The organism is Photobacterium salinisoli (assembly GCF_003614885.1).
Taxonomy (GTDB): Bacteria; Pseudomonadota; Gammaproteobacteria; order Enterobacterales; family Vibrionaceae; genus Photobacterium; species Photobacterium salinisoli.
Map to the genome: position 1 here is coordinate 1376315 of NZ_QZMS01000007.1, position 20697 is coordinate 1397011.

The window sequence follows — 20697 nt, forward strand, 5'->3', positions numbered from 1 at the left end:
GCCAGACTGAGCCTGACAGGGGATAACCCTGCTTACGAAACTTTGTGACAGGGTCTTTTTCACTGGCAGAATGCCCCTAGTCATCCAGACGGCACTGGCTGACGGCCGAGCCATCAAAATAACATTCCAGGTCGACCCACTGCCCCTCAAAGCCACTCAGTGAAGTATCCGAGGCAGCATAGCCCCAGATCGTATTCCCGGACACCGGGCCTTGCAGACTGATTTCAGCTTCTTGCAATTCAGGTTCGATTTCACGCACCAGATACTGGCCATCAACTAAGCTGCCTTCAAGCTCGACCCACTGCCCGTCCAGTGTGGCTTTCGTCAGGCCGTCCTCAAGACGAACCGTTGCGCTCATCAGCAATTCAACGCCATTCACAGACAGGGTGTCATTCCTATACTGCGCTGTTCCTTCAAAGCTGAACCGATCCGTTGTGACCTGAGAAGAAGACAGTTCGAAGTCCACTTCAAGAGCGGTCAGCTGACCTGCCTGATTGACCAGTTCAACCTCGACCGTGCGACCGGTGATCAGATCAGACTGAACGCCATCTTGGTAGCGGGTATCTGCTGTCAGCGTCACGACAGTACGGCTATTGAGTTCAATGGCTGTTTTTTCGCGGTTAACAAAAGTGATCACACCTTCAAGCTCTTTACCATCCATTTCCGCGGCATCTTCGGCGTCAACCTCGGCAGCCCGGAAGATACCGTCAGCGAACACGCCTGTCACTTCTACCCACTGCCCATTCTGTAACGGCTCATCATCCAGAGCCGCACCGGCAAAATTCACCACAGTGCCATTGATCACGAAGGTCTGCGCTGAAGTATCCAGCTGACTGACACGGCCTTCCACTTCACTGATCGCCGTCGCATCGATCGCCTCTACTGCAGTCAGGGTCAGGCTGCCATCGGCCTGTGGCTGCGCGAAAAGCAGCGCAAAATCACCCACCTGCACGCTCGTCGTCACCTGTCCCAGCAGCACTGCCTGACCATTGACCGTGATGGACTGCCCATCGACTGTGGTCACTTCGCCGCTCATGATAGGTTCGAGCTCTATCTCACTCACCCGGCCATCATCGCTGTCGATTTCAACCTGCATCCCTGAAGCCACATCCGCCAGTAAAAGAGGCTGGTCCTGATAAGACACACCGGCCGATGCGACATCCAGACTGCGACCATTCACCGACATTGTCGCTTGTTCAGCCTGGACACTGTCTACGGTACCAAGCAAAGTCCCTGAATAGGCCTGTTGCGTATCAGAATCGCTGCCACCACACGCACTCAGCAAGCCGCCCAACACGGTAACTGAAAGAATTTTTTTCATGATTTCTGACCCTTATGTTCGCTTTCATTCTTGATACGGCATATGGTATGCAATGAGACGTGAAGTATTCGTGAAGACGCATAAAGGAGGCTGCATGCGGGTTCTGATTGTGGAAGATAACCATAAAGTATCGGAAACCATTGCCGATTATCTGGAGCTGGAAGGCATGGAAACTGACTTTGCCTTTCACGGCGAAGCGGCGGTGGCTCTGGTCGCAGAGAATCATTATGACGTCATTATTATGGACATCATGATGCCAAGAGCGGATGGTATTACCACGGTACAGACACTGCGTCAGGAGCTGTTCTGCAACACCCCTATTTTGTTTCTCACAGCCAAGGACGGCCTGGACAGCAAGGTCGCGGCATTTAATGCCGGTGGTGATGATTACCTGCTCAAACCCTTCGCAATGGAAGAGCTGACTCTGCGTTTGAAAGCCCTTGCCAGCCGGGGGCCCAGACAGGACATTGGCATCCTGACCTATGCCGATATCGCGCTCAACCCTCAGACTGAAGAAGTGAGTCGGGCGGGTCAACCCATCAAGCTCAGCCGCATTCAGTTCAAGATTCTCCGGTTGTTGTTACGTCAGGCACCGGCTGTTGTCAGCCGGCAGGAAGTGATCGATGCCGTATGGGGGGAAGATGCGCCGCCCAGCGATGCGTTGCGCAGCCATGTTTACAGCTTGCGAAATGCCCTCGATAAAGGATTTGAGACCAGCAGACTAGAGACAATTCATGGCAAAGGTTACCGACTCAAAAGCTGATCGCATCTATCCCAGCATTTTTCATCGTCTGAGAATCAGTTTTTTACTGCTCACCCTAGCGATGTTCGGGTTATTTGGTTCGGTTATTTTCATCGCAGAAGAACAACTCGAAATCATCAGCCTGCATCATTGGCTGGATACTGAGGCCAATCAGTATGCCCAGGAATACCTGACCACAGGCAATAACACTCCGCTGCCAAACCCAGAGGAATTTGCCAGTTACTGGAGCGAAGAAACCCTGCCTTACTGGCTGGTTCCCTATAACAAGCCCGGATTTTACGAACACTTGCTCGGCACCGAAGATAAACATTTTACCGTGATTGAGCATCCCTCGGGCAAAGGGCTTTTCTATCTGGTCTTTCAGGACGATGCCGATGACTATCTTGATGAGTATGAGAATAACCTCCATAACATCACACTGATCCTGGGAATGGCCGTGACTCTGGCCATCGCGGCCTATGGTGTCTACCTGGCCCGAACTTTGTCTCAGCCGCTGATCGCTATCCAGAAGAAAATTGCCCAGATGCCACCTGGCGAGCCTGTCTTTGACCTGGATACCGCCTTTAGCGAAACCCGAGCCATTGAACAAAGCCTGCGCGACAGTAAGCTCAACATCGCAAAATTTTTTCAGCGAGAGCAGGAATTCAGCCGGTTTGCTTCCCATGAGCTCAGAACACCTATCATGGTGATTAAGGGGTCTGCAGATATCCTCAAAAGGATCCCGGATCAACCACGCATTGCACAAAAGGCCGTAAGCCGCTTACAGCAAGCAAGTCAGGAGATGACTTTATTAACAGAAACTTTCTTGCTCCTTGGCCGCGAGCAGATAGATGAAAGCTTCTTCTCGCCATGTCATATCGCCACGATTTTGCAGCAGCAACTGGATGAGCTTTCCCCCTTATTTGCCCGTCAGAATACCAGCTACGAGCTTACACTCAATCACACGGCTACCGTGCAGGCACCGGAAAGTTTTGTCTCAATCATTATCAACAACCTGATCAAAAATGCCTTCAGCTACAGCATTGGAAATATTGATATCGCCCTGAACGGCATTCAGCTAAGCATAGCCAACAGACATGGCGGGCACGATACAGAAAACGCCGGTTATGGCTGCGGGCTGGTGATCGTCAGCCGGATATGCGAAAGAATGGGATGGGATTACCAGGCAGAAGATAATGGTGAAGTGTTTACGACCCACCTGACGTTCAAAGACAGTCGCCTAACATAAACAAACAAGCCGCCTTAACAGGCGGCTTGACTGCAGATCTCTTTTACTCAGGCATTATCGCGTTCGAATGCCGCCATGAAATCGACCAGCGCCTGAACACCTTCAATTGGCATCGCATTATAAATAGAGGCCCGCATACCGCCAACTACACGGTGACCAGCCAAGGCTTTCAAACCCGCGGCATCCGCCTGTTGCAAAAAGGCTTTATCCAGTTCCGCATTTTTCAGCTGGAAAGGGACATTCATTAATGAACGGTTAGCCTGATGCACTTCATTACGATAAAAGTCTGACTGATCAATAAAGTCATAAAGCAATTTCGCTTTTGCTTCATTGCGCGCTTGCATCACCTCTACGCCACCGATGGCTTTCAGCCACTTGAACACTTCACCGGCCAGATACCAGGCAAAGGTTGGTGGTGTATTAAACATAGATTCTTTTTCTGCCAGCACTTTGTAATCAAGTATGCTTGGCAGGATATCTTTGGCCAGACCCAGTAAATCATCACGTACAATCACGATTGTCAGACCGGCAGGGCCGATATTTTTCTGCGCCCCGGCGTAGATCACCCCGTACTGCGAGACATCGATTTTGCGCGACAAAATGGTAGAAGACATATCGGCGACAATCGGCTTGTCAGTCTGTGGCAGGTCACGGATCTCAATACCATCGATTGTCTCGTTCGGACAGAAATGCACATAGGCCGCGTGTTCAGTCAGCGCCCAGTCACTTGCCGGCAGGACGGCTTTTTTGCCTTCTCGCTCGCACGTAATATCAATCACATTCGGCTGACAGTATTTCTTGGCTTCGTCGATGGCGCTGTGTGCCCAGTAGCCGCCGTCAATGTAGTCAGCTGTTGTGGCATCGCCCAGCAGGTTCATCGGCACGGCAGCAAACTGTGCCCGTGCACCACCGTGGCAGAAAAGAACATGGTAGTTGTCAGGTATAGCCAGCAGGTCACGTAAATCACGCTCGGACTGTTCTGCTACAGCGATAAAGTCTTTACTTCGATGGCTGATCTCCATGACCGAGGTTCCCAGACCATTCCAGTTCACCAATTCCTGTTGGGCTTTTACCAACACTTCTGCTGGCATCATTGCTGGACCTGCACAAAAGTTATAAACCTTATCCATGATGAGAAACATGCTCCTGCTTTGCGAAAATGTGGTGACCCTGTTATCAACATCATGAATAACTGGATCTGTGTTTTATTTTTTTACACTTTTCATTCGTTGCTGAAAACCTTTTTTGTTGAGTAAACAATAAAAAATACCGATAAGCGTCAGCGAAACAAACAAAAGAGGGATTTTGCTAAAAAAATGTTATAAAAAAACGCAGCTGTTAAGCTGCGTTTTTATGGTTAAGCTAACAATCAGTCTTCGCTGCTGTCTTTGGCTTCATCACCTTCTTCAGGCAATACCGCATCGGTATCCGTTGTCACTTCCGCCACAACTTCTTCGCCGTCAACTTGCGTCAACTCGTCATCCTCAGGTTCCTCAATACGCTGAAGGCCAACAACTTGTTCATCTTCTGCAGTACGGATAAGGGTAACACCCTGAGTATTTCGACCTACGCGGCTGACTTCTGCAACACGGGTACGCACCAGAGTACCGGCATTGGTGATCATCATGAATTCATCACCCTCCTGTACCTGAACCGCACCAACCACAGAGCCATTACGCTCGGAGACCTTGATAGAAACAACACCCTGAGTCGCACGGCTCTTCGCCGGGTACTCTTCCAGGCTGGTACGTTTACCGTAACCGTTTTCAGTCACTGTCAGCACGTCGCCTTCGTTACCAGGTACGATGAGCGATACCACTTTGTCGTCATTGGCCAGCTTGATACCGCGGACACCCGCCGCTGTACGGCCCATGCCACGCACTTGTTCTTCAGAGAAGCGCACCACTTTACCGGCGGCAGAGAACAACATGATGTCATTGCTGCTGTCAGTGATATTGACACCAATCAGTGAATCACCTTCACGCAGGTTCACGGCAATAATACCGGCGCTACGAGGACGGCTGAAATCAGTCAGCGGTGTTTTCTTAACTGTACCGTCAGCCGTTGCCATGAAGATGAATTTATCTTCTTCATATTCTTTCACTGGCAGAATCGCGGTAATACGCTCATTCTCTTCCAGAGGCAGAATGTTCACAATTGGCTTGCCACGTGCAGTCCGGCTAGCCTGCGGTAACTGGTAAACCTTCAGCCAGTACATACGGCCGCGGCTTGAGAAGCACAGGATGGTATCGTGGGTATTGGCAACCAGCAGGCGTTCAATGAAGTCTTCATCCTTCATACGCGTTGCTGCACGGCCTTTACCACCGCGACGCTGTGCTTCGTAATCTGCCAGCAGCTGATATTTCACATAGCCATGGTGAGACAAAGTCACCACCACATCTTCTTGTGTAATCAGGTCTTCCAGGTCGATATCATGGCTGGCCGCTGTGATTTCGGTACGGCGAACATCATTGAACTGCTCTCGGGCAAGTTCAAGTTCACCACGAATCACTTCCATCAGGCGCTCAGCACTGCTCAGGATCAGCATCAGCTCTTCGATCTGAGTCAACAGACCTTTGTACTCGTCGAGAATTTTCTCGTGTTCCAGACCAGTTAGCTTGTGCAAACGCAGGTCCAGAATGGCCTGTGCCTGTTGTTCCGTCAGGTAGTACATACCCTCGCGAACACCCAGCTCAGCAGCCAGCCACTCAGGGCGAGCCGCATCAACACCGGCACGTTCCAGCATTGTCGCCACGTCACCCAACTGCCAAGGACGGGCCAGCAGGCCTTCACGGGCAATTTGAGGCGTCGCCGCCTGACGGATCAGATCGATGATTTCATCGATATTGACCAGTGCAATCGCCAGACCTTCCAGAATATGCGCACGCTCACGCGCCTTACGCAGTTCAAAGATGGTACGACGTGTTACCACTTCACGACGGTGGTTAACAAAGCTTTCCAGCATCTCTTTCAGATTGAAAAGCTTAGGTTGGCCGTTTTTATCCAGCGCCACCATGTTAATACCAAACGTGGTTTGCAGCTGAGTCTGTGCATACAGGTTGTTCAGTACCACCTCAGCCACAGCGTCACGGCGACACTCGATAACAATGCGCATGCCGTCTTTATCAGACTCATCACGCAGTGCACTGATACCCTCGACTTTCTTCTCTTTGACCAGTTCAGCGATTTTTTCAATCAGACGGGCTTTGTTGACCTGATAGGGAATCTCGGTGACAACGATGGTTTCTTTACCATTTTTGTCTGATTCGATATCGGCTTTAGAGCGCATGTAAACTTTACCGCGCCCCGTTTTATAAGCGTCAACAATACCTTTACGCCCACTGATCATCGCCGCTGTCGGGAAATCGGGGCCAGGTATATATTCCATCAGCTGGTCGATGGTAATTTGATCGTTGTCCATAAAGGCCAGACAGCCGTCAATCACCTCACCCAGATTATGCGGTGGAATATTCGTCGCCATACCTACGGCAATACCGGATGCACCGTTAACCAGCAGGTTAGGAATTTTGGTTGGCAACACAGCAGGAATGCGCTCTGTGCCATCGTAGTTGTCGACAAAGTCGACAGTTTCTTTATCCAGGTCGGCCAGCAGTTCGTGAGCAATTTTGCTCATCCGCACTTCGGTATAACGCATTGCCGCGGCAGAGTCGCCATCAATGGAACCGAAGTTACCCTGGCCGTCAACCAGCATATAACGAAGGGAGAAAGGTTGTGCCATACGAACAATAGTGTCGTATACCGCACTATCACCATGAGGGTGATATTTACCGATCACGTCGCCCACAACACGGGCAGATTTTTTGTATGGTTTATTCCAGTCATTACCGAGTACGTTCATCGCGAATAGTACGCGGCGATGTACCGGCTTCAGGCCATCACGCACATCAGGAAGAGCACGACCCACGATGACTGACATCGCGTAGTCGAGGTATGAGCCTTTCAGCTCCTCTTCAATGTTTACCGGCGTGATCTCTTTTGCAAGATCGCTCATGGAGCCACTATCCCTCAGGTAGATTCTGTCGTATTTTTATACGTGCAAGGTGCGGGAATATAGCATATTTCCCACTTAATAGGCACACCTTTCAGTGCCTTTCTTGTGAGTAATTTTACGAATTGAAAATAAACTCTTGTCCTTCTGTGCACTCCAAGGGGGTTCTCCCCGCCATCAAGTGAAGGTTTTTAATACAGAAAAACAGCAACTGGTGAAAGATACACCAGCTTAACTGTATTTTCTTGCGACAGACCAGGGTTAGGCAAACAAGCATTTCATGTCAGCCGTCTTTCGCTATAATGCCCGCTCTGACATCAATGGAAATGGCGAGCAATAATGACCAAGCAGTTAAATGTCGATCCGGCAGAAATCAGTAAATTTGAAGAAATGGCATCACGCTGGTGGGATCTGGAAGGCGAGTTCAAACCTTTGCATCAGATTAACCCACTGCGCTTGAACTATGTGATTGACCATGCCGGCGGACTGTTTGGCAAAAAAATCCTCGATGTGGGCTGCGGCGGTGGCATCCTGGCTGAAAGTATGGCCAGAGAAGGGGCGGAAGTGACGGGCTTGGACATGGGTAAAGAGCCATTAACAGTTGCTCGCCTGCATGCTTTGGAAACCGGTACTAAGCTGGACTATATTCAGCAAACAGTTGAAGAACATGCCGAACAGCATCCCGAACAGTACGACATCGTCACTTGTATGGAAATGCTGGAGCACGTGCCGGACCCGGCCTCTGTGATTGCATCCTGTGCCAGATTGGTAAAACCTGGTGGTCATGTGTTCTTTTCAACCCTTAACCGGAACATGAAATCCTATTTATTTGCGATTGTCGGTGCCGAGCAGGTCATGAAACTGGTGCCCAAAGGTACGCACGATCACAAAAAGTTTATTCGTCCGTCAGAGCTGATGGCCATGGTTGATCTGACCGCGCTTGAAGACCGTCACATTACTGGTTTGCACTACAACCCACTCACCGACACCTACAAGCTGGGTCATAACGTGGACGTCAATTATATCCTGCATACAGTAAAACCCGAATAAATCACCTGTTACACCACCGCCAGGCTGGTCATTCCGGCCTGGCTGACCTCCCCTTCTTCCGTGTTTAATCCAATGTCCGAATAAGACTCATAATCATACGGTTTTGCCGTTTTACTGATATGCTTTAATCACATTCATTGTACTTACTTTATCAGCGCTTGAGATAAGGATACGGCCTATGTGGGGTTACCGGATTGACGCTGTACTTTTTGACCTGGATGGCACCTTGCTCGATACCGCTCCGGATATGGCAAGAGCGGCTAACAGAGTGCTTGCAGATTATGATATTCAGCCACTGACGGCCGCTCAGATCCAGGCCAATACCAGCTACGGTGCAAATGGTCTGCTAAAAGCAGGGTTTGGCACAATCCCTGCACATTTAAATCCCCTACACCTCAGGCAGAAGTTTCTTGATTACTACCAAGATCAAATCTGTTTAAAAACATCAATGTATGAAGGAATTGATGTACTTTTAGACTATTTAAACGAAAATAAAGTACCGTGGGGAATAATGACAAACAAACCCGGGTTTCTCACGCAGCGCCTGCTTCCCTACTTCCCTGTTTTGTCCGAAGCAGAAGTCGTTGTTTGTGGCGACACATTAGACAAAGCAAAACCACACCCTGATCCGCTCTGGCATGCCTGCCAGCTGCTACGCATTCCACCTGAAAGCTGCCTGTATATCGGCGACATTGAAAAGGACATGATTGCCGCACGAGCTGCACGCATGCCAGGTGCAGTCGCGGGCTGGGGATACATAGGCGATGAGCATCGCCCCGACCAGTGGCAAGCCCAGGCCATCCTGCCTGAACCCGCCGCACTCATCCCCATTCTGGAACAACATAATCGTAACGAAAGCCCCTTTTTTGACCGATCATGCTGCACGCAAAAATAGAGCGGAAAATCAGGAAAAATCAAGGAAAAAAAATTTTTTCCGCCGGAAAAAACAGGCGCTTTTTGTTTGCATTTTCCTATGACACTGGCAAGTCTGATGAAATAGGTGAGTACGCACTAACTATCCATTTTACATCCCCACGTTATCCACAAGCGGTCAAAAAATACCAGCTTGCAAATTCGTATCCTCACCACTATCTTGTTTGCCACATGGCTTAACACCCCAACATATAGTGTTTTGGTCTATCATTTTAAGTGTAACGAAGATCACAATCTTCTTTCACTTTTATAATAAAATTGCAAAAAAGCACTATAGATCAGGGAAAACTGGGAAAACGATTAAAAATGAATCAACAGCTAACTGTAACCAAGCGTGATGGACGCAAAGAACGCATCGATCTGGACAAGATCCACCGTGTCATTACCTGGGCTGCTGAAGGCCTGGAAAATGTGTCAGTGTCGCAGGTTGAGCTGAAATCTCACATCCAGTTCTACGATGGTATCAAGACAGAAGATATTCATGAGACCATCATTAAAGCAGCTGCTGACTTGATTTCGGAAGAGTCGCCAGATTACCAGTATCTGGCTGCCCGCCTTGCTATCTTCCATTTGCGCAAAAAAGCGTATGGCCAGTTCGAGCCACCTACACTGCTTGACCATGTCAGAAAAATGGTCGACAAGGGTAAGTATGACAAGCACCTGCTTGAAGATTACTCTGCCGAAGAAATGGCCGCGATGGATGACTATATCGATCATTGGCGCGACATGAACTTCTCGTATGCTGCAGTGAAGCAGTTAGAAGGTAAGTACCTTGTCCAGAACCGTGTCAGCGGTGAAATCTACGAAAGTGCCCAGTTCCTATACATCATGATTGCAGCGTGCCTGTTCAGCAAGTATCCGAAAGATACCCGTCTGGACTACATCAAGCGCTTTTATGATGCTGTGTCCCTGTTTAAGGTTTCCCTGCCTACGCCTATTATGTCTGGTGTGCGCACGCCAACCCGTCAGTTCAGCTCATGTGTACTGATTGAATGTGATGACAGCCTGGATTCTATCAACGCAACCGCCAGCGCGATTGTTCGCTATGTTTCCCAGCGTGCGGGCATCGGTATCAACGCAGGCCGTATTCGTGCCCTGGGTTCTGAAATCCGTGGCGGCGAAGCTTTCCATACCGGCTGTATTCCGTTCTACAAGTATTTCCAGACCGCAGTAAAATGCTGTTCTCAGGGCGGCGTTCGTGGTGGCGCTGCCACACTGTTCTATCCAATCTGGCACCGCGAAGTTGAATCTCTGCTGGTACTTAAAAACAACCGCGGTGTTGAAGAAAACCGTGTTCGCCACATGGATTACGGTGTCCAAATCAACAAACTGATGTATACCCGTCTGATCAAAGGCGAGACCATTTCTCTGTTCTCACCGTCTGATGTACCTGGGCTATATGATGCATTCTTTGCCAATCAGGAAGAGTTTGAACGCCTGTATGTGAAGTACGAGCAGGACCAAAGCATCAAAAAACAGACAGTGAAAGCGATCGATCTGTTCTCTCTGCTGATGCAAGAACGTGCGTCTACTGGCCGTATTTATATCCAGAATGTTGACCACTGTAATACCCACAGCCCGTTTGACCCGGCGGTGGCACCAATTCGCCAGTCGAACCTGTGTCTGGAAATCGCGCTGCCGACCAAACCGTTGACCAACGTTGAAGATGAAAACGGTGAAATTGCGCTGTGTACACTGTCTGCGTTCAACCTGGGTGCGATTGAGAACCTGGATGAACTGGAAGAAATGGCTGAACTGACCGTTCGTGCTCTGGACGCTCTGCTGGACTACCAGGATTATCCACTGCCAGCTGCCCGCCGTGCGACCATGAATCGTCGTACTCTGGGCGTGGGTGTGATCAATTTTGCTTACTATCTGGCAAAACACGGCGTGCGTTATTCCGACGGCAGTGCTAACAACCTGACCCACCAGGCCTTTGAAGCCATTCAGTACTACCTGCTGAAAGCCTCCGTTGGTCTGGCGAAAGAGCGTGGTGCTTGCCCGGCATTTAATGAAACGACCTATTCAAAAGGTATCCTGCCAATTGATACCTATAAGAAAGATCTGGACAAGATCTGTGGTCAGGAACTGCGTTATGACTGGGAAGCCCTGCGCCAGGAGATCGTCACGCACGGTCTGCGTAACTCTACCCTGTCGGCACTGATGCCATCTGAGACCTCTTCTCAGATTTCGAACGCCACCAATGGTATTGAGCCACCTCGTGGTTTCGTCTCCATCAAAGCGTCTAAAGATGGCATCCTGAAGCAGGTTGTTCCTGAATACAATAAATACAAAGACAACTATGAGTTGCTTTGGAACATTGGCAGCAATGATGGCTACCTGCAACTGGTCGGTATCATGCAGAAGTTCGTCGATCAGGCGATTTCTGCCAATACCAACTACGACCCGAGCATTCAGCCAGGCGGCAAAGTGCCAATGAAACTCTTGCTCAAGGACCTGCTGACAGCGTATAAACTCGGCGTTAAAACTCTGTACTATCACAACACCCGCGATGGTGCTTCTGATGCTCAGGGCGATGTCGCTGCAGACGACTGCACCAGCTGCAAGATTTAATAACTAACAAAAACAAATGGGAGCTTCGGCTCCCCTTTGATGCTGAGGACACAATGGCATACAGTACTTTCTGTAAAACTAACAACAACCCGCTGCATGAACCTATGTTCTTTGGGCAGCCGGTTAACGTTGCGCGTTACGATCAGCAAAAATTCGAAATTTTCGAAAAACTGATTGAAAAGCAATTATCTTTCTTCTGGCGCCCGGAAGAAGTTGATGTATCCAGCGATCGTATTAACTTCAACAACCTGCCCGAACACGAACGCCATATTTTCATCAGTAACCTGAAGTACCAGACGCTGCTGGATTCCATTCAGGGCCGCAGCCCGAACGTTGCCCTGCTGCCACTGGTTTCTATTCCTGAACTGGAAACCTGGATTGAAACCTGGTCATTCTCGGAAACCATTCATTCGCGTTCCTACACGCACATTATCCGCAATATCGTGAACGACCCGGGTGTGGTATTTGACGATATTGTTACTAATGAGCACATTATTAAACGCGCCGGTGATATTTCCCGTTATTACGACGAACTGATCCAAGGCACCAGCGATTATCACCGTCTGGGTGAAGGCGAGCATATTGTCAACGGTGAAACTGTTGTGGTCAGCCTGCACGAGTTAAAGAAAAAACTCTACCTGTGCATGATGTCGGTTAATGCACTGGAAGCGATCCGTTTCTACGTCAGCTTTGCCTGCTCTTTTGCCTTCGCTGAGCGTGAGCTGATGGAAGGTAATGCCAAAATCATCAAGCTGATCGCACGTGATGAAGCGCTGCACCTGACAGGCACTCAGCATATCCTTAACCTGATGCGCACCGGTCAGGATGATCCTGAGATGGCGGACATTGCCCGTGAGTGTGAACAGCTGAGCTTTGACATTTTTAAAGATGCCGCAGAACAGGAAAAAGAATGGGCGGAGTATCTGTTCAAAGATGGTTCTATGATAGGTCTGAACAAAGATATCCTGTGCCAGTACGTTGAATACATTACCAATCTGCGTATGACAGCAGTTGGCCTGAAACCGGCTTACCCGGGCGCCACGCAAAACCCTATTCCATGGATTAACGCCTGGCTGTCTTCTGACAATGTACAGGTTGCGCCACAGGAAGCGGAAATCAGTTCTTATCTGGTTGGTCAGATTGATAACGACGTCAGTGCTGACGATCTGGGTGACTTCGAGCTATGAGCCGAGTGACCATTACGGTTAACGGGCAACAGGTTTCTGGCAATAACGATGAACCTTTATTAGTCCAACTGGAGCGCGCAGGTTTACAACCTGAGTACCAGTGCCGCAATGGAATGTGTGGGGCCTGTCGGTGCAAACTGACAGCTGGTAGTGTGGCTCAGCGTGAGGCGATGGCCTTTGTCGCGCCGGGAGAAATACTTGCGTGCCGCTCCGTACCAACCTCAGATCTGAGTCTGGAGTTTGATTACCAGGTCCAACTCTCTCAATCTGCGGTTAACGGGTAACCCTCCTCAACGCTGAATACAGTTCCTGACTCTTTCAAAAAAGCCAGCCTGGATTACCAGACTGGCTTTTTATATCTTGCTCTGATTTAGATCAGTTCGGCTCTGCCGGTAAGAACAACTCGCTCAGTCTCTCGAACGATTCATACTGGCCAATCACAGTCTGACCTGTTTGCCATCGACGCAGCATATCCAGCATCAAAGTCGCGACCATTTTTCGGTGAGGTTTATTGGCATACTGTCGTCTGGTACGCACATGCTGTGCCCAGTCACCATTTGGCGTAGACAGTGCAATCGCAATACTGTTGTCATACAGCGGGCCACAAACCAGCGCCAGATCGGAGCCAGTCTGCTGCCGGGCGGCGGCGGCCATCGCTAACGAGGCCCCCATAGGCTCAGCGTCGCTCAAAGAGGGATCAACCTGGGTTGTCAACAGCCATCCCTGACTTAATGCGGTCTGGGTCGCCGGATTATCCTGTAGCCAGTTGAGAACATCACCGCCGGTAAACTGCTCGGCAACGGTTAATGTAAGAGGGGCTTTGGAGAAATGTGTGCCTATGGTATCGAGCAAGGTTTCACCGGCACCGACAATGTTTTCACCCAGCCGCGCTTGAATTTGCGCTAACACGTCAACGGCCTGAGTATCATTTTTAGGTGCAAACAGCTTAACTTCGATAAAAGGCAAGTAAGAGCGGTAACCCAGCTGGAATGACGGCGGTAATGACAAAGAAGCCAGGGTATCGTTGATGCCTGACTCTGATAATCCGAAACTGTACAGCCGATGGCAATCAAGGCTTGCGACATCCGGGTGCAGCGATTTCAGCCTGGGCAGGATCTCGTCTTCTACCATGACTTTAAATTCGCTGGGAACTCCCGGAGTGAAGAACAAGTGCGCACGGTTCAGCTTCATCATGAAGCCGCATGCCGTGCCAACAGGGTTATCCAGTACGTCAGCCCCCTCTGGCAACATGGCCTGCTTCAGGTTTGCCTGCGGCATTTCCCGCCCCAGATCCCGGTACTTCTCGATCATTTGCTCAACCCAGAATTCCGATTGCTCTAAACCGGCTCCTGCTGCAATGGCTGCAGCCTGAGCAGTCAAATCATCCGTGGTCGGCCCCAGCCCCCCATTTACAATCACGATATCAGCCGTCAGGCTGCACTGCTCTATTTCTGATGCCAGACTTTCAAGCTGATCACCAACTGTAGTGCGTCGCGATAGCGCGAAGCCGTTCTGAAAAAACAAACGGGACAGCCATGCCGCATTGGTATCAACGATATCTCCATGCAGGACTTCTTCACCGGTACTTATCATGACAACTTGCAACATGTTGTTCCTCTTATTTATTCAGTTGGCACTTCACTGTAACACTTAGTCAACCACGAGAGAATCTTAAGCACTGTTAATTGAAAACCCTCTTCGGTGCAATGCATTACACACACTAGATAACCACTATAAATGTAAATATATATTTACACAAAAATTAACAAAAGTTGACAGGTCATTTTTCTGCATTTAAAGTGTCGACAGTAAATTACGCCTGCCAATAAGCTAGATTTACAGACAAAAACACCAATTGTTGTACAAATGTTATGAGTAAGTTCGCTATGAAATTCTATTATCGTCGGCCACAGTGGTCGAGCGCGTTGTAAAGAAATCTGAACACATCAATTCCTTCCAACCCCTTGCACCATTGTGGCTATATTTTTTCTTCGGAGAGAATCAGCCTTACCGCCCCCTCTCCCACTAACTAAACCAATAAAAATACAGGGAGTTTTTACTCGATGAGCATGAACAAAACCTTCGGCAGTACATTAATTATTGCCGGAACAACCATTGGCGCAGGGATGCTGGCATTGCCGCTGGCATCGGCCGGTTTGGGCTTTACCACCGCCACACTGACAATGGTCGGTATCTGGGCGCTGATGGTGTACACAGCGCTGCTGATGCTGGAAGTCCATCAACATGCAGATCCTTCAGCCACGCTCCACTCGCTGGCGAAAGAGCTATTGGGCACAAAAGGACAAATTGTCGCCAACATTGCGATGATGTTTCTGTTTTACGCATTGTGCGCAGCCTATATTGCCGGTGGTGGTGCCCAGTTAAATGACAAGTTGTCCGGCTGGTTTGGCCTTGATGTCATGCCTCAGGCTGGCACAGTGCTGTTCACTTTACTTATTGCAACTGTGGTATCAGTCGGGACACACTCGGTTGATTTGGTAAACCGTATCCTTTTTGCGCTGAAAATTATTGCACTGGCTGTCATGCTAAGCCTGTTACTGCCGCATATCCAGGGGCAACATCTGGTTGATATGCCTGTCGAAAAAGGCCTGCTTATCTCGGCACTGCCTGTCGTGTTTACCTCATTTGGCTTCCACGGCAGCATTCCCTCTATCGTCCGCTATGTGGGCATAGATATGAAAGCGCTTCGAAAAGTGATGATAGTGGGTGCATCTGTACCGTTAGTGATTTATCTGCTGTGGCAAATTGCCAGCCAGGGCATTCTCAGCCAGTCTGATTTGATTGCCAATTCCAGCCTGGGCAACTTTATTGCTGCACTGAGCACGATGCTCAACAGCCCTATGGTCAGTAATTCCGTTTCTATCTTTGCAGACCTTGCGCTGGCGACCTCTTTCCTTGGTGTAAGCCTGGGCTTGTTTGACTTCCTGTCAGATACCTTAAATCAGAAAAACTCGACGTCAGGCAGAGTACAAACGGCTCTCTTTACCTTCATCCCACCGCTGTGCTTTGCCCTGTTTTATCCTCAAGGCTTTATTATGGCGCTGGGTTATGCGGCAATTGCACTCGTCATTCTGGCTATCTTCCTGCCAGTAGCCATGGTGCATGTTCAGCGAGGACAACGTCAGACGATAGGTGAATACCAGGTCAGCGGTGGCAAACCAGCTCTCATCATGGCAACCAGCGCAGGTGTGCTGATCATCACAGCACAGTTTCTCCAGATGGCTGGCGTTATTCCTGCCATCGGGTAAAACGCCCGAATAATGCACACTGAGTTTCATAATAAAAAGTGAGTGTGTATTTACCTGTAAGGATAGAGCAACACTGGGCTTAGTGATTTAGCTAAGCCCTTTCTCAGAGACTAAGTCATCACCTGCGCAGCGCACTCCCGGGCCCAACCCCCCCCTGCCAGCTCACTTTTTGTTCTTATTTATCATTAATTTACATTTATGCAACACACACTTCCTGAATCAAGATCACGCTTTACACCCTCTCGCATGTATGCCTCAGGCAATTTAGGCTATCGTTGAGGCATTGCCCCTTTAAAGTCATTCCTTTATCTGGTATGAGCCAATTCTTTACGACCTTTGAATATCTGCAATCCCCGGTATGGGTTTTCGACATCGAAAACAAAGCCATTATCTGGGCGAATTCTGCTGCGCTTCCCCTTTGGGAAGCCGAAAGCCTGAGTGAGCTTACATCACGGGATCTGGGACAGGATATGTCCGACGCCGTAGAAGCGACCCTGAATGACTATTTGCAAATGTTCAAACGCGGAGAGTCGCTAAAACTTTGGTGGAGCTACAGCCCCAAGAGCAAAGTGAAAAATGCATTGTGTCATTTCTCTGGTATTCCGAGCGAAGATGGCAGAATAGCCATGCTGGTTCACGTTATCTCTGAGGAAGCCAGCCTGAGACGTGAACTGGCCTTTTCTGATGGCTCTAATCTTGCCCTGCTTTTTTCTTCTGAAGGCCAGTTGCTGAGTGCCAATCGCGCCTTCATTCATGCTTTTGGTGAACAACTCGACAGCCTCGCCACTTTTGTCGGCGACATCAAATTGGCAGAAAAATGGTTGCATGATGCCAGTGAAGGACAAGTGGTAAACCACAGGAAGCTCTGCTGGACAGGCCGAAACTACGACTGGTTCAGCATTGATGGCAAGTGGCTGGCAGACAAACAGCAACTCTTGCTCAGCCTGGTTAATATCAGCCAGGAAAAAGAGCAGTTGAAACAAGCGAAATACCAGTCAGAACACGACTATCTGACCGGGTTGCTGAACCGCAGGGGTATGATCAATGCTATCCATGCTTCTCAGCATTCGTCTCAACCCTATACTTTGCTGTTTCTGGACGTAGACGGCTTTAAGCTCATCAATGACACTTATGGTCATGCCATTGGCGATAAAATGTTGCGGGCTATCGCTATTCGCCTTAGTGAAATTGTCAAGTTCAACGGCTTACTGGCCCGTTTTGGCGGAGATGAATTCATTATCCAGATCGATCACCGCCAGGTTGACGATCCGGCCCAATTTGCGCGAAAGCTCATTACCAATCTCAATAAGCCTTTTCACCTCAAAGAGGTCGGTGAATTGTCCATCGGCTGCAGTATTGGGATGGCCAGTTTCCCCAATGACGCAAAGAAAATTGAAACCCTCATCACTCAGGCCGACATGGCAATGCATCGCGCCAAACTGAGAGGCCGTAATCGATGCCATCATTTCTCTCCTGAGATGGCTGAAGATTTATACCGTAAAATGACACTGCGCCATCACCTGACGCTGGCCATGGACGCTGAAGCCTTTGAGCTGTATTACCAGCCCATCGTCGATCTGAAAAACAATCAGTTAGGTGGGTTCGAAGCTTTAATTCGCTGGTACGATGAAGACCTCGGCCAGGTCGCACCGTCTGAATTCATTCCGCTTGCTGAAGAAACCGGCCAGATTGTACCGCTCGGGAAATGGATACTGAAACAAGCTTGTATGCAGCTTTCACACTGGAATAAAGCCTATGGGAAACGTTTTACCGTCAGTGTGAATTTATCCCGGGCGCAGCTGCATGCCAGTCTCGCCAGTTATATCGGGACATTACTCGAAAACTACGACATTGATGCGAAACAACTGGCATTAGAGTTAACTGAGTCTGCCATGTTGCAGGAATACGATGACGCCAAACAGTGCCTTGTTGATCTCGCTGAACTGGGCATAGAACTTCATCTTGACGATTTTGGTACCGGCTATTCGTCCCTTTCTCAGTTACAGAATCTGCCCATCACTATGGTGAAACTTGATCAAAGCTTCGTGCAGGCCAATAACCCGAGCAGCCGGGCCATTGTGGAAGCAACCTGCGCCATCTGTGACAAGCTTAACCTGAAGCTGGTCGCCGAAGGGGTCGAGACGCTTGAACAGCTGGAATATATCCAGCAGTGTGAGTTTGACTATTGCCAGGGCTATTATATGGGTAAACCCATGCCAGCACATGAGCTGGAACAGCGACAATTTAATCTGTTTAACATCATCCCCAAAGCCAGCTAACCCATTTAACGTCAGAGGCCGCTACAACAGCGGCCTCTGTAATCTTACGCCCACATTGGGCTCAGTCCCTGCCACATGGCGGCCATGCCCGCAAAGGTACACAGCACCAGCAAGGCATATCTCACCCATTCGGTTTTGATTAAATGCTGCACCTTGTAAGCAAACAAGGTGGTCAATATTGGTGCGGGCAGAACCATCAGTGCGTATTTAAGGTGCCACACACTGAAGTGGCCCGTTGCCGAAAGGGCAATCAGCGATAAAATACAGCTGAAAACAAAATACACAGCCAGATTTGCTCGTAATTTTCCGGCTTCTGCGTGCTGCAAAACCAAGGCCATTGGCGGACCACCAATACTGGTTGTCGTCCCCATCAGGCCCGACGTAAAACCGGCCACAAATAAGGCTTTGGGTGTGGGCTTGAAGCGAACCTTCGACAAACTGATCAGAACCGCCAGTAACACACCCGCGCCCAGCACCAGCGCCAGATGCTCTGCACTGATGTACACCAAAATCCAACCGGCAACTATAGTGCCGGGCACGCGCCCCACAAACGCCGCGCTCATTCCGGTAAATGAAATCATTCGCCGGTACTGCCACATATTGATCAGCGCCAGTACCAGACCAACAAATGTCACCACGCCCGGAACAAAACGCGGTTCATAGAAATACACAATCGGCGCCGCCACAATGGCCATGCCAAAGCCAACGGTACTTTGAACAAAACAACCAGCCGATAAGGCCAGCGCACAAACAATCAGCGTGCTTGTCTCCATTATTTCTCCAATTGTGCGTGAATAAGAATATTTCTTGGTGTGATGGGTTTATCGCAGAATGTGCCAACAGACACGTGATATCCGGCATCTTCCATAAACAGCGCCCTGTCAAATACCAGCCACATTTCAAGCGGACGGCGAAAAGCCTGACGAACCAGCTCCATACGCTCAACCTTCCTAAAACAGGCTTCTCCCTGTTGCTGCCAGTGCACATAATCAACGTCTTCCGGCAGTTGCAATCCTTTTTGCTCAGCCGCCCACCGACAAAAATCAGCAAAGCCATTCTTCAAAATGGCTTTTTGTACATTGGGGACAGGCAAATAGGCGTCGTTCCTGGTCAGATGTTTCTGCAGTGCATCAAAGCCCAGACGGTAGCTGACTTCGACAAACCGCTGCTGTTTCACCCGTTGTCCGGCTGTGACAGTTTCCTGAAGCGGCATTCTGAGATCATGCTTTGATAATCTAAGCTCACTCGCTTTTGCCGGTGCCGACAATGGCTGATAGACATCATGACGGATCAGGTGATAGCAGCAAGGTGACACACTCACCGCCGCAGTGCGCTTTGCAGCCACCCGCTCCAGCAGACTGACATGCAGATCGCCACAGGCGTGCAAAGCCACTGCATGCTGATCCGGTCGGATCACACTGGCGCTCTCCGGTGCGAATGCGTCTGCCTGAACGAAAGTCATAGGCAACCCTAACTGATTCGCGGCTGACTGACCGTCCTGCGTCAAACTCTGTTGCCATTCAAGGCTGGTAACCCGGGTGTTGTGGTATGCGGCAAGCACTCGCCCTAAATACCCTTTTCCGGCACACCATTCCAGCCAGGGAAGCTTATGCGCAGGCAGTACCGCATTGAATGCCAGCACCTGCTGCCATTTCCGGCCCGGAATACCGACATCCAATCCACGGGGCAGACGCGGCGAACCTTCTGAGACTAAAGGGAGCGCAGGAATGTCAGCAAGCTGATGCACTTCAGGCAGCGCAGGGAGAAAAACCGCCAACGCTTCAATAAGCGCAGCATTGTTTTGCAATAAGTTGGCCACATCCTGATCGGACAGAGAGTCCAGCCAGCCCGACAGCGCCGGGGTACTGTGTTGCCAGGGATATTCGTGGCAGGCAAAAGGCATAAACTGCCAGTATGCTCTTTCCCGGGTGAGCAAGGCATCCAACTGACAAAATTTGTCTGAATAAGCAGACATTAGCAACCCTGATACGCTGATAAACGGAAAGGCCGTATTTTATCTCATATCAGGTCGCAAAAGCAGTGAATAGTGAAAGGAGCACAAAAAAGCCGCAGAATGCGGCTTA

General features: G+C 49.6%; 15 protein-coding genes. 9 read left to right on the top strand and 6 right to left on the bottom strand.

Annotated elements, in window-relative coordinates; all coding sequences use genetic code 11:
- Window positions 1-76 precede the first annotated feature (76 nt).
- Entirely contained in the window at window positions 77-1321 is a 1245-nt protein-coding gene (locus tag D6M16_RS07000) for a DUF5666 domain-containing protein (RefSeq protein WP_120511179.1), read from the bottom strand.
- A gap of 94 nt (window positions 1322-1415) precedes the next feature.
- On the opposite strand from D6M16_RS07000, the gene D6M16_RS07005 reads away from it, so the two are divergent.
- Window positions 1416-2084 (top strand): response regulator transcription factor, encoded by a 669-nt coding sequence (locus D6M16_RS07005; RefSeq protein ID WP_120511180.1) that lies wholly within the window; start codon window positions 1416-1418, stop codon window positions 2082-2084.
- Window positions 2056-3312, top strand: a complete 1257-nt coding sequence (locus D6M16_RS07010; protein ID WP_120511181.1) for a sensor histidine kinase — start codon at window positions 2056-2058, stop codon at window positions 3310-3312. Before D6M16_RS07005 ends, D6M16_RS07010 begins: the two co-directional genes overlap by 29 nt.
- Window positions 3313-3359: 47 nt before the next feature.
- On the opposite strand, the gene serC is transcribed toward D6M16_RS07010, so the two are convergent.
- On the bottom strand, window positions 3360-4442 hold the full coding sequence (gene serC / locus D6M16_RS07015; protein WP_120511903.1) for a 3-phosphoserine/phosphohydroxythreonine transaminase: 1083 nt from the start codon (window positions 4440-4442) through the stop codon (window positions 3360-3362).
- Between the two features lie 239 nt (window positions 4443-4681).
- Entirely contained in the window at window positions 4682-7324 is a 2643-nt protein-coding gene (gyrA, locus tag D6M16_RS07020; protein ID WP_120511182.1) for a DNA topoisomerase (ATP-hydrolyzing) subunit A, read from the bottom strand.
- A 336-nt stretch (window positions 7325-7660) separates the two neighbouring features.
- Here gyrA and ubiG point away from each other — a divergent pair, with 336 nt between their 5' ends.
- The 5 genes from ubiG to D6M16_RS07045 all read left to right on the top strand — a co-directional run bounded on the left by ubiG (window position 7661) and on the right by D6M16_RS07045 (window position 13349).
- Window positions 7661-8371, top strand: coding sequence for a bifunctional 2-polyprenyl-6-hydroxyphenol methylase/3-demethylubiquinol 3-O-methyltransferase UbiG (gene ubiG / locus D6M16_RS07025; RefSeq protein ID WP_120511183.1), 711 nt, complete (start codon window positions 7661-7663; stop codon window positions 8369-8371).
- Between the two features lie 178 nt (window positions 8372-8549).
- On the top strand, window positions 8550-9266 hold the full coding sequence (locus D6M16_RS07030; protein WP_120511184.1) for an HAD family hydrolase: 717 nt from the start codon (window positions 8550-8552) through the stop codon (window positions 9264-9266).
- Between the two features lie 344 nt (window positions 9267-9610).
- Window positions 9611-11878, top strand: coding sequence for a class 1a ribonucleoside-diphosphate reductase subunit alpha (gene nrdA, locus D6M16_RS07035; protein WP_120511185.1), 2268 nt, complete (start codon window positions 9611-9613; stop codon window positions 11876-11878).
- A gap of 53 nt (window positions 11879-11931) precedes the next feature.
- Window positions 11932-13065, top strand: a complete 1134-nt coding sequence (gene nrdB, locus D6M16_RS07040) for a class Ia ribonucleoside-diphosphate reductase subunit beta (protein ID WP_120511186.1) — start codon at window positions 11932-11934, stop codon at window positions 13063-13065.
- Window positions 13062-13349 carry a 2Fe-2S iron-sulfur cluster-binding protein gene (locus D6M16_RS07045; RefSeq protein WP_120511187.1) on the top strand — a complete coding sequence of 96 codons (288 nt, stop codon included), beginning with the start codon at window positions 13062-13064 and terminating at the stop codon, window positions 13347-13349. The genes nrdB and D6M16_RS07045 overlap by 4 nt, the downstream gene beginning before the upstream one ends.
- A 91-nt stretch (window positions 13350-13440) precedes the next feature.
- Here the strand turns inward: D6M16_RS07045 and D6M16_RS07050 are convergent, their stop codons facing one another.
- Entirely contained in the window at window positions 13441-14673 is a 1233-nt protein-coding gene (locus D6M16_RS07050) for a CinA family nicotinamide mononucleotide deamidase-related protein (RefSeq protein ID WP_120511188.1), read from the bottom strand.
- Window positions 14674-15128: 455 nt separating this feature from the next.
- Here D6M16_RS07050 and tyrP point away from each other — a divergent pair, with 455 nt between their 5' ends.
- Together tyrP and D6M16_RS07060 are read left to right on the top strand one after the other, a co-directional pair.
- Window positions 15129-16334: a tyrosine transporter TyrP gene (gene tyrP / locus D6M16_RS07055; RefSeq protein ID WP_120511189.1), complete on the top strand. Its 1206-nt coding sequence runs from the start codon at window positions 15129-15131 to the stop codon at window positions 16332-16334.
- Between the two features lie 314 nt (window positions 16335-16648).
- Entirely contained in the window at window positions 16649-18613 is a 1965-nt protein-coding gene (locus D6M16_RS07060) for a putative bifunctional diguanylate cyclase/phosphodiesterase (RefSeq protein ID WP_120511190.1), read from the top strand.
- A gap of 44 nt (window positions 18614-18657) precedes the next feature.
- Here D6M16_RS07060 and D6M16_RS07065 read toward each other — a convergent pair whose 3' ends face one another.
- Window positions 18658-19386, bottom strand: a complete 729-nt coding sequence (locus D6M16_RS07065) for a sulfite exporter TauE/SafE family protein (protein WP_120511191.1) — start codon at window positions 19384-19386, stop codon at window positions 18658-18660.
- Window positions 19386-20588 (bottom strand): methyltransferase, encoded by a 1203-nt coding sequence (locus D6M16_RS07070; protein WP_120511192.1) that lies wholly within the window; start codon window positions 20586-20588, stop codon window positions 19386-19388. The genes D6M16_RS07065 and D6M16_RS07070 overlap by 1 nt, the downstream gene beginning before the upstream one ends.
- Window positions 20589-20697 lie beyond the last annotated feature (109 nt).

Excerpts from the sequence above, each read along its gene's own strand:
- D6M16_RS07000 (WP_120511179.1), bottom strand. The coding sequence starts at position 1,321 with ATGAAAAAAATTCTTTCAGTTACCGTGTTGGGCGGCTTGCTGAGTGCG.
- D6M16_RS07005 (WP_120511180.1), top strand. The coding sequence starts at position 1,416 with ATGCGGGTTCTGATTGTGGAAGATAACCATAAAGTATCGGAAACCATT.
- D6M16_RS07010 (WP_120511181.1), top strand. The coding sequence starts at position 2,056 with ATGGCAAAGGTTACCGACTCAAAAGCTGATCGCATCTATCCCAGCATT.
- serC (WP_120511903.1), bottom strand. The coding sequence starts at position 4,442 with ATGGATAAGGTTTATAACTTTTGTGCAGGTCCAGCAATGATGCCAGCA.
- gyrA (WP_120511182.1), bottom strand. The coding sequence starts at position 7,324 with ATGAGCGATCTTGCAAAAGAGATCACGCCGGTAAACATTGAAGAGGAG.
- ubiG (WP_120511183.1), top strand. The coding sequence starts at position 7,661 with ATGACCAAGCAGTTAAATGTCGATCCGGCAGAAATCAGTAAATTTGAA.
- D6M16_RS07030 (WP_120511184.1), top strand. The coding sequence starts at position 8,550 with ATGTGGGGTTACCGGATTGACGCTGTACTTTTTGACCTGGATGGCACC.
- nrdA (WP_120511185.1), top strand. The coding sequence starts at position 9,611 with ATGAATCAACAGCTAACTGTAACCAAGCGTGATGGACGCAAAGAACGC.
- nrdB (WP_120511186.1), top strand. The coding sequence starts at position 11,932 with ATGGCATACAGTACTTTCTGTAAAACTAACAACAACCCGCTGCATGAA.
- D6M16_RS07045 (WP_120511187.1), top strand. The coding sequence starts at position 13,062 with ATGAGCCGAGTGACCATTACGGTTAACGGGCAACAGGTTTCTGGCAAT.
- D6M16_RS07050 (WP_120511188.1), bottom strand. The coding sequence starts at position 14,673 with ATGTTGCAAGTTGTCATGATAAGTACCGGTGAAGAAGTCCTGCATGGA.
- tyrP (WP_120511189.1), top strand. The coding sequence starts at position 15,129 with ATGAGCATGAACAAAACCTTCGGCAGTACATTAATTATTGCCGGAACA.
- D6M16_RS07060 (WP_120511190.1), top strand. The coding sequence starts at position 16,649 with ATGAGCCAATTCTTTACGACCTTTGAATATCTGCAATCCCCGGTATGG.
- D6M16_RS07065 (WP_120511191.1), bottom strand. The coding sequence starts at position 19,386 with ATGGAGACAAGCACGCTGATTGTTTGTGCGCTGGCCTTATCGGCTGGT.
- D6M16_RS07070 (WP_120511192.1), bottom strand. The coding sequence starts at position 20,588 with ATGTCTGCTTATTCAGACAAATTTTGTCAGTTGGATGCCTTGCTCACC.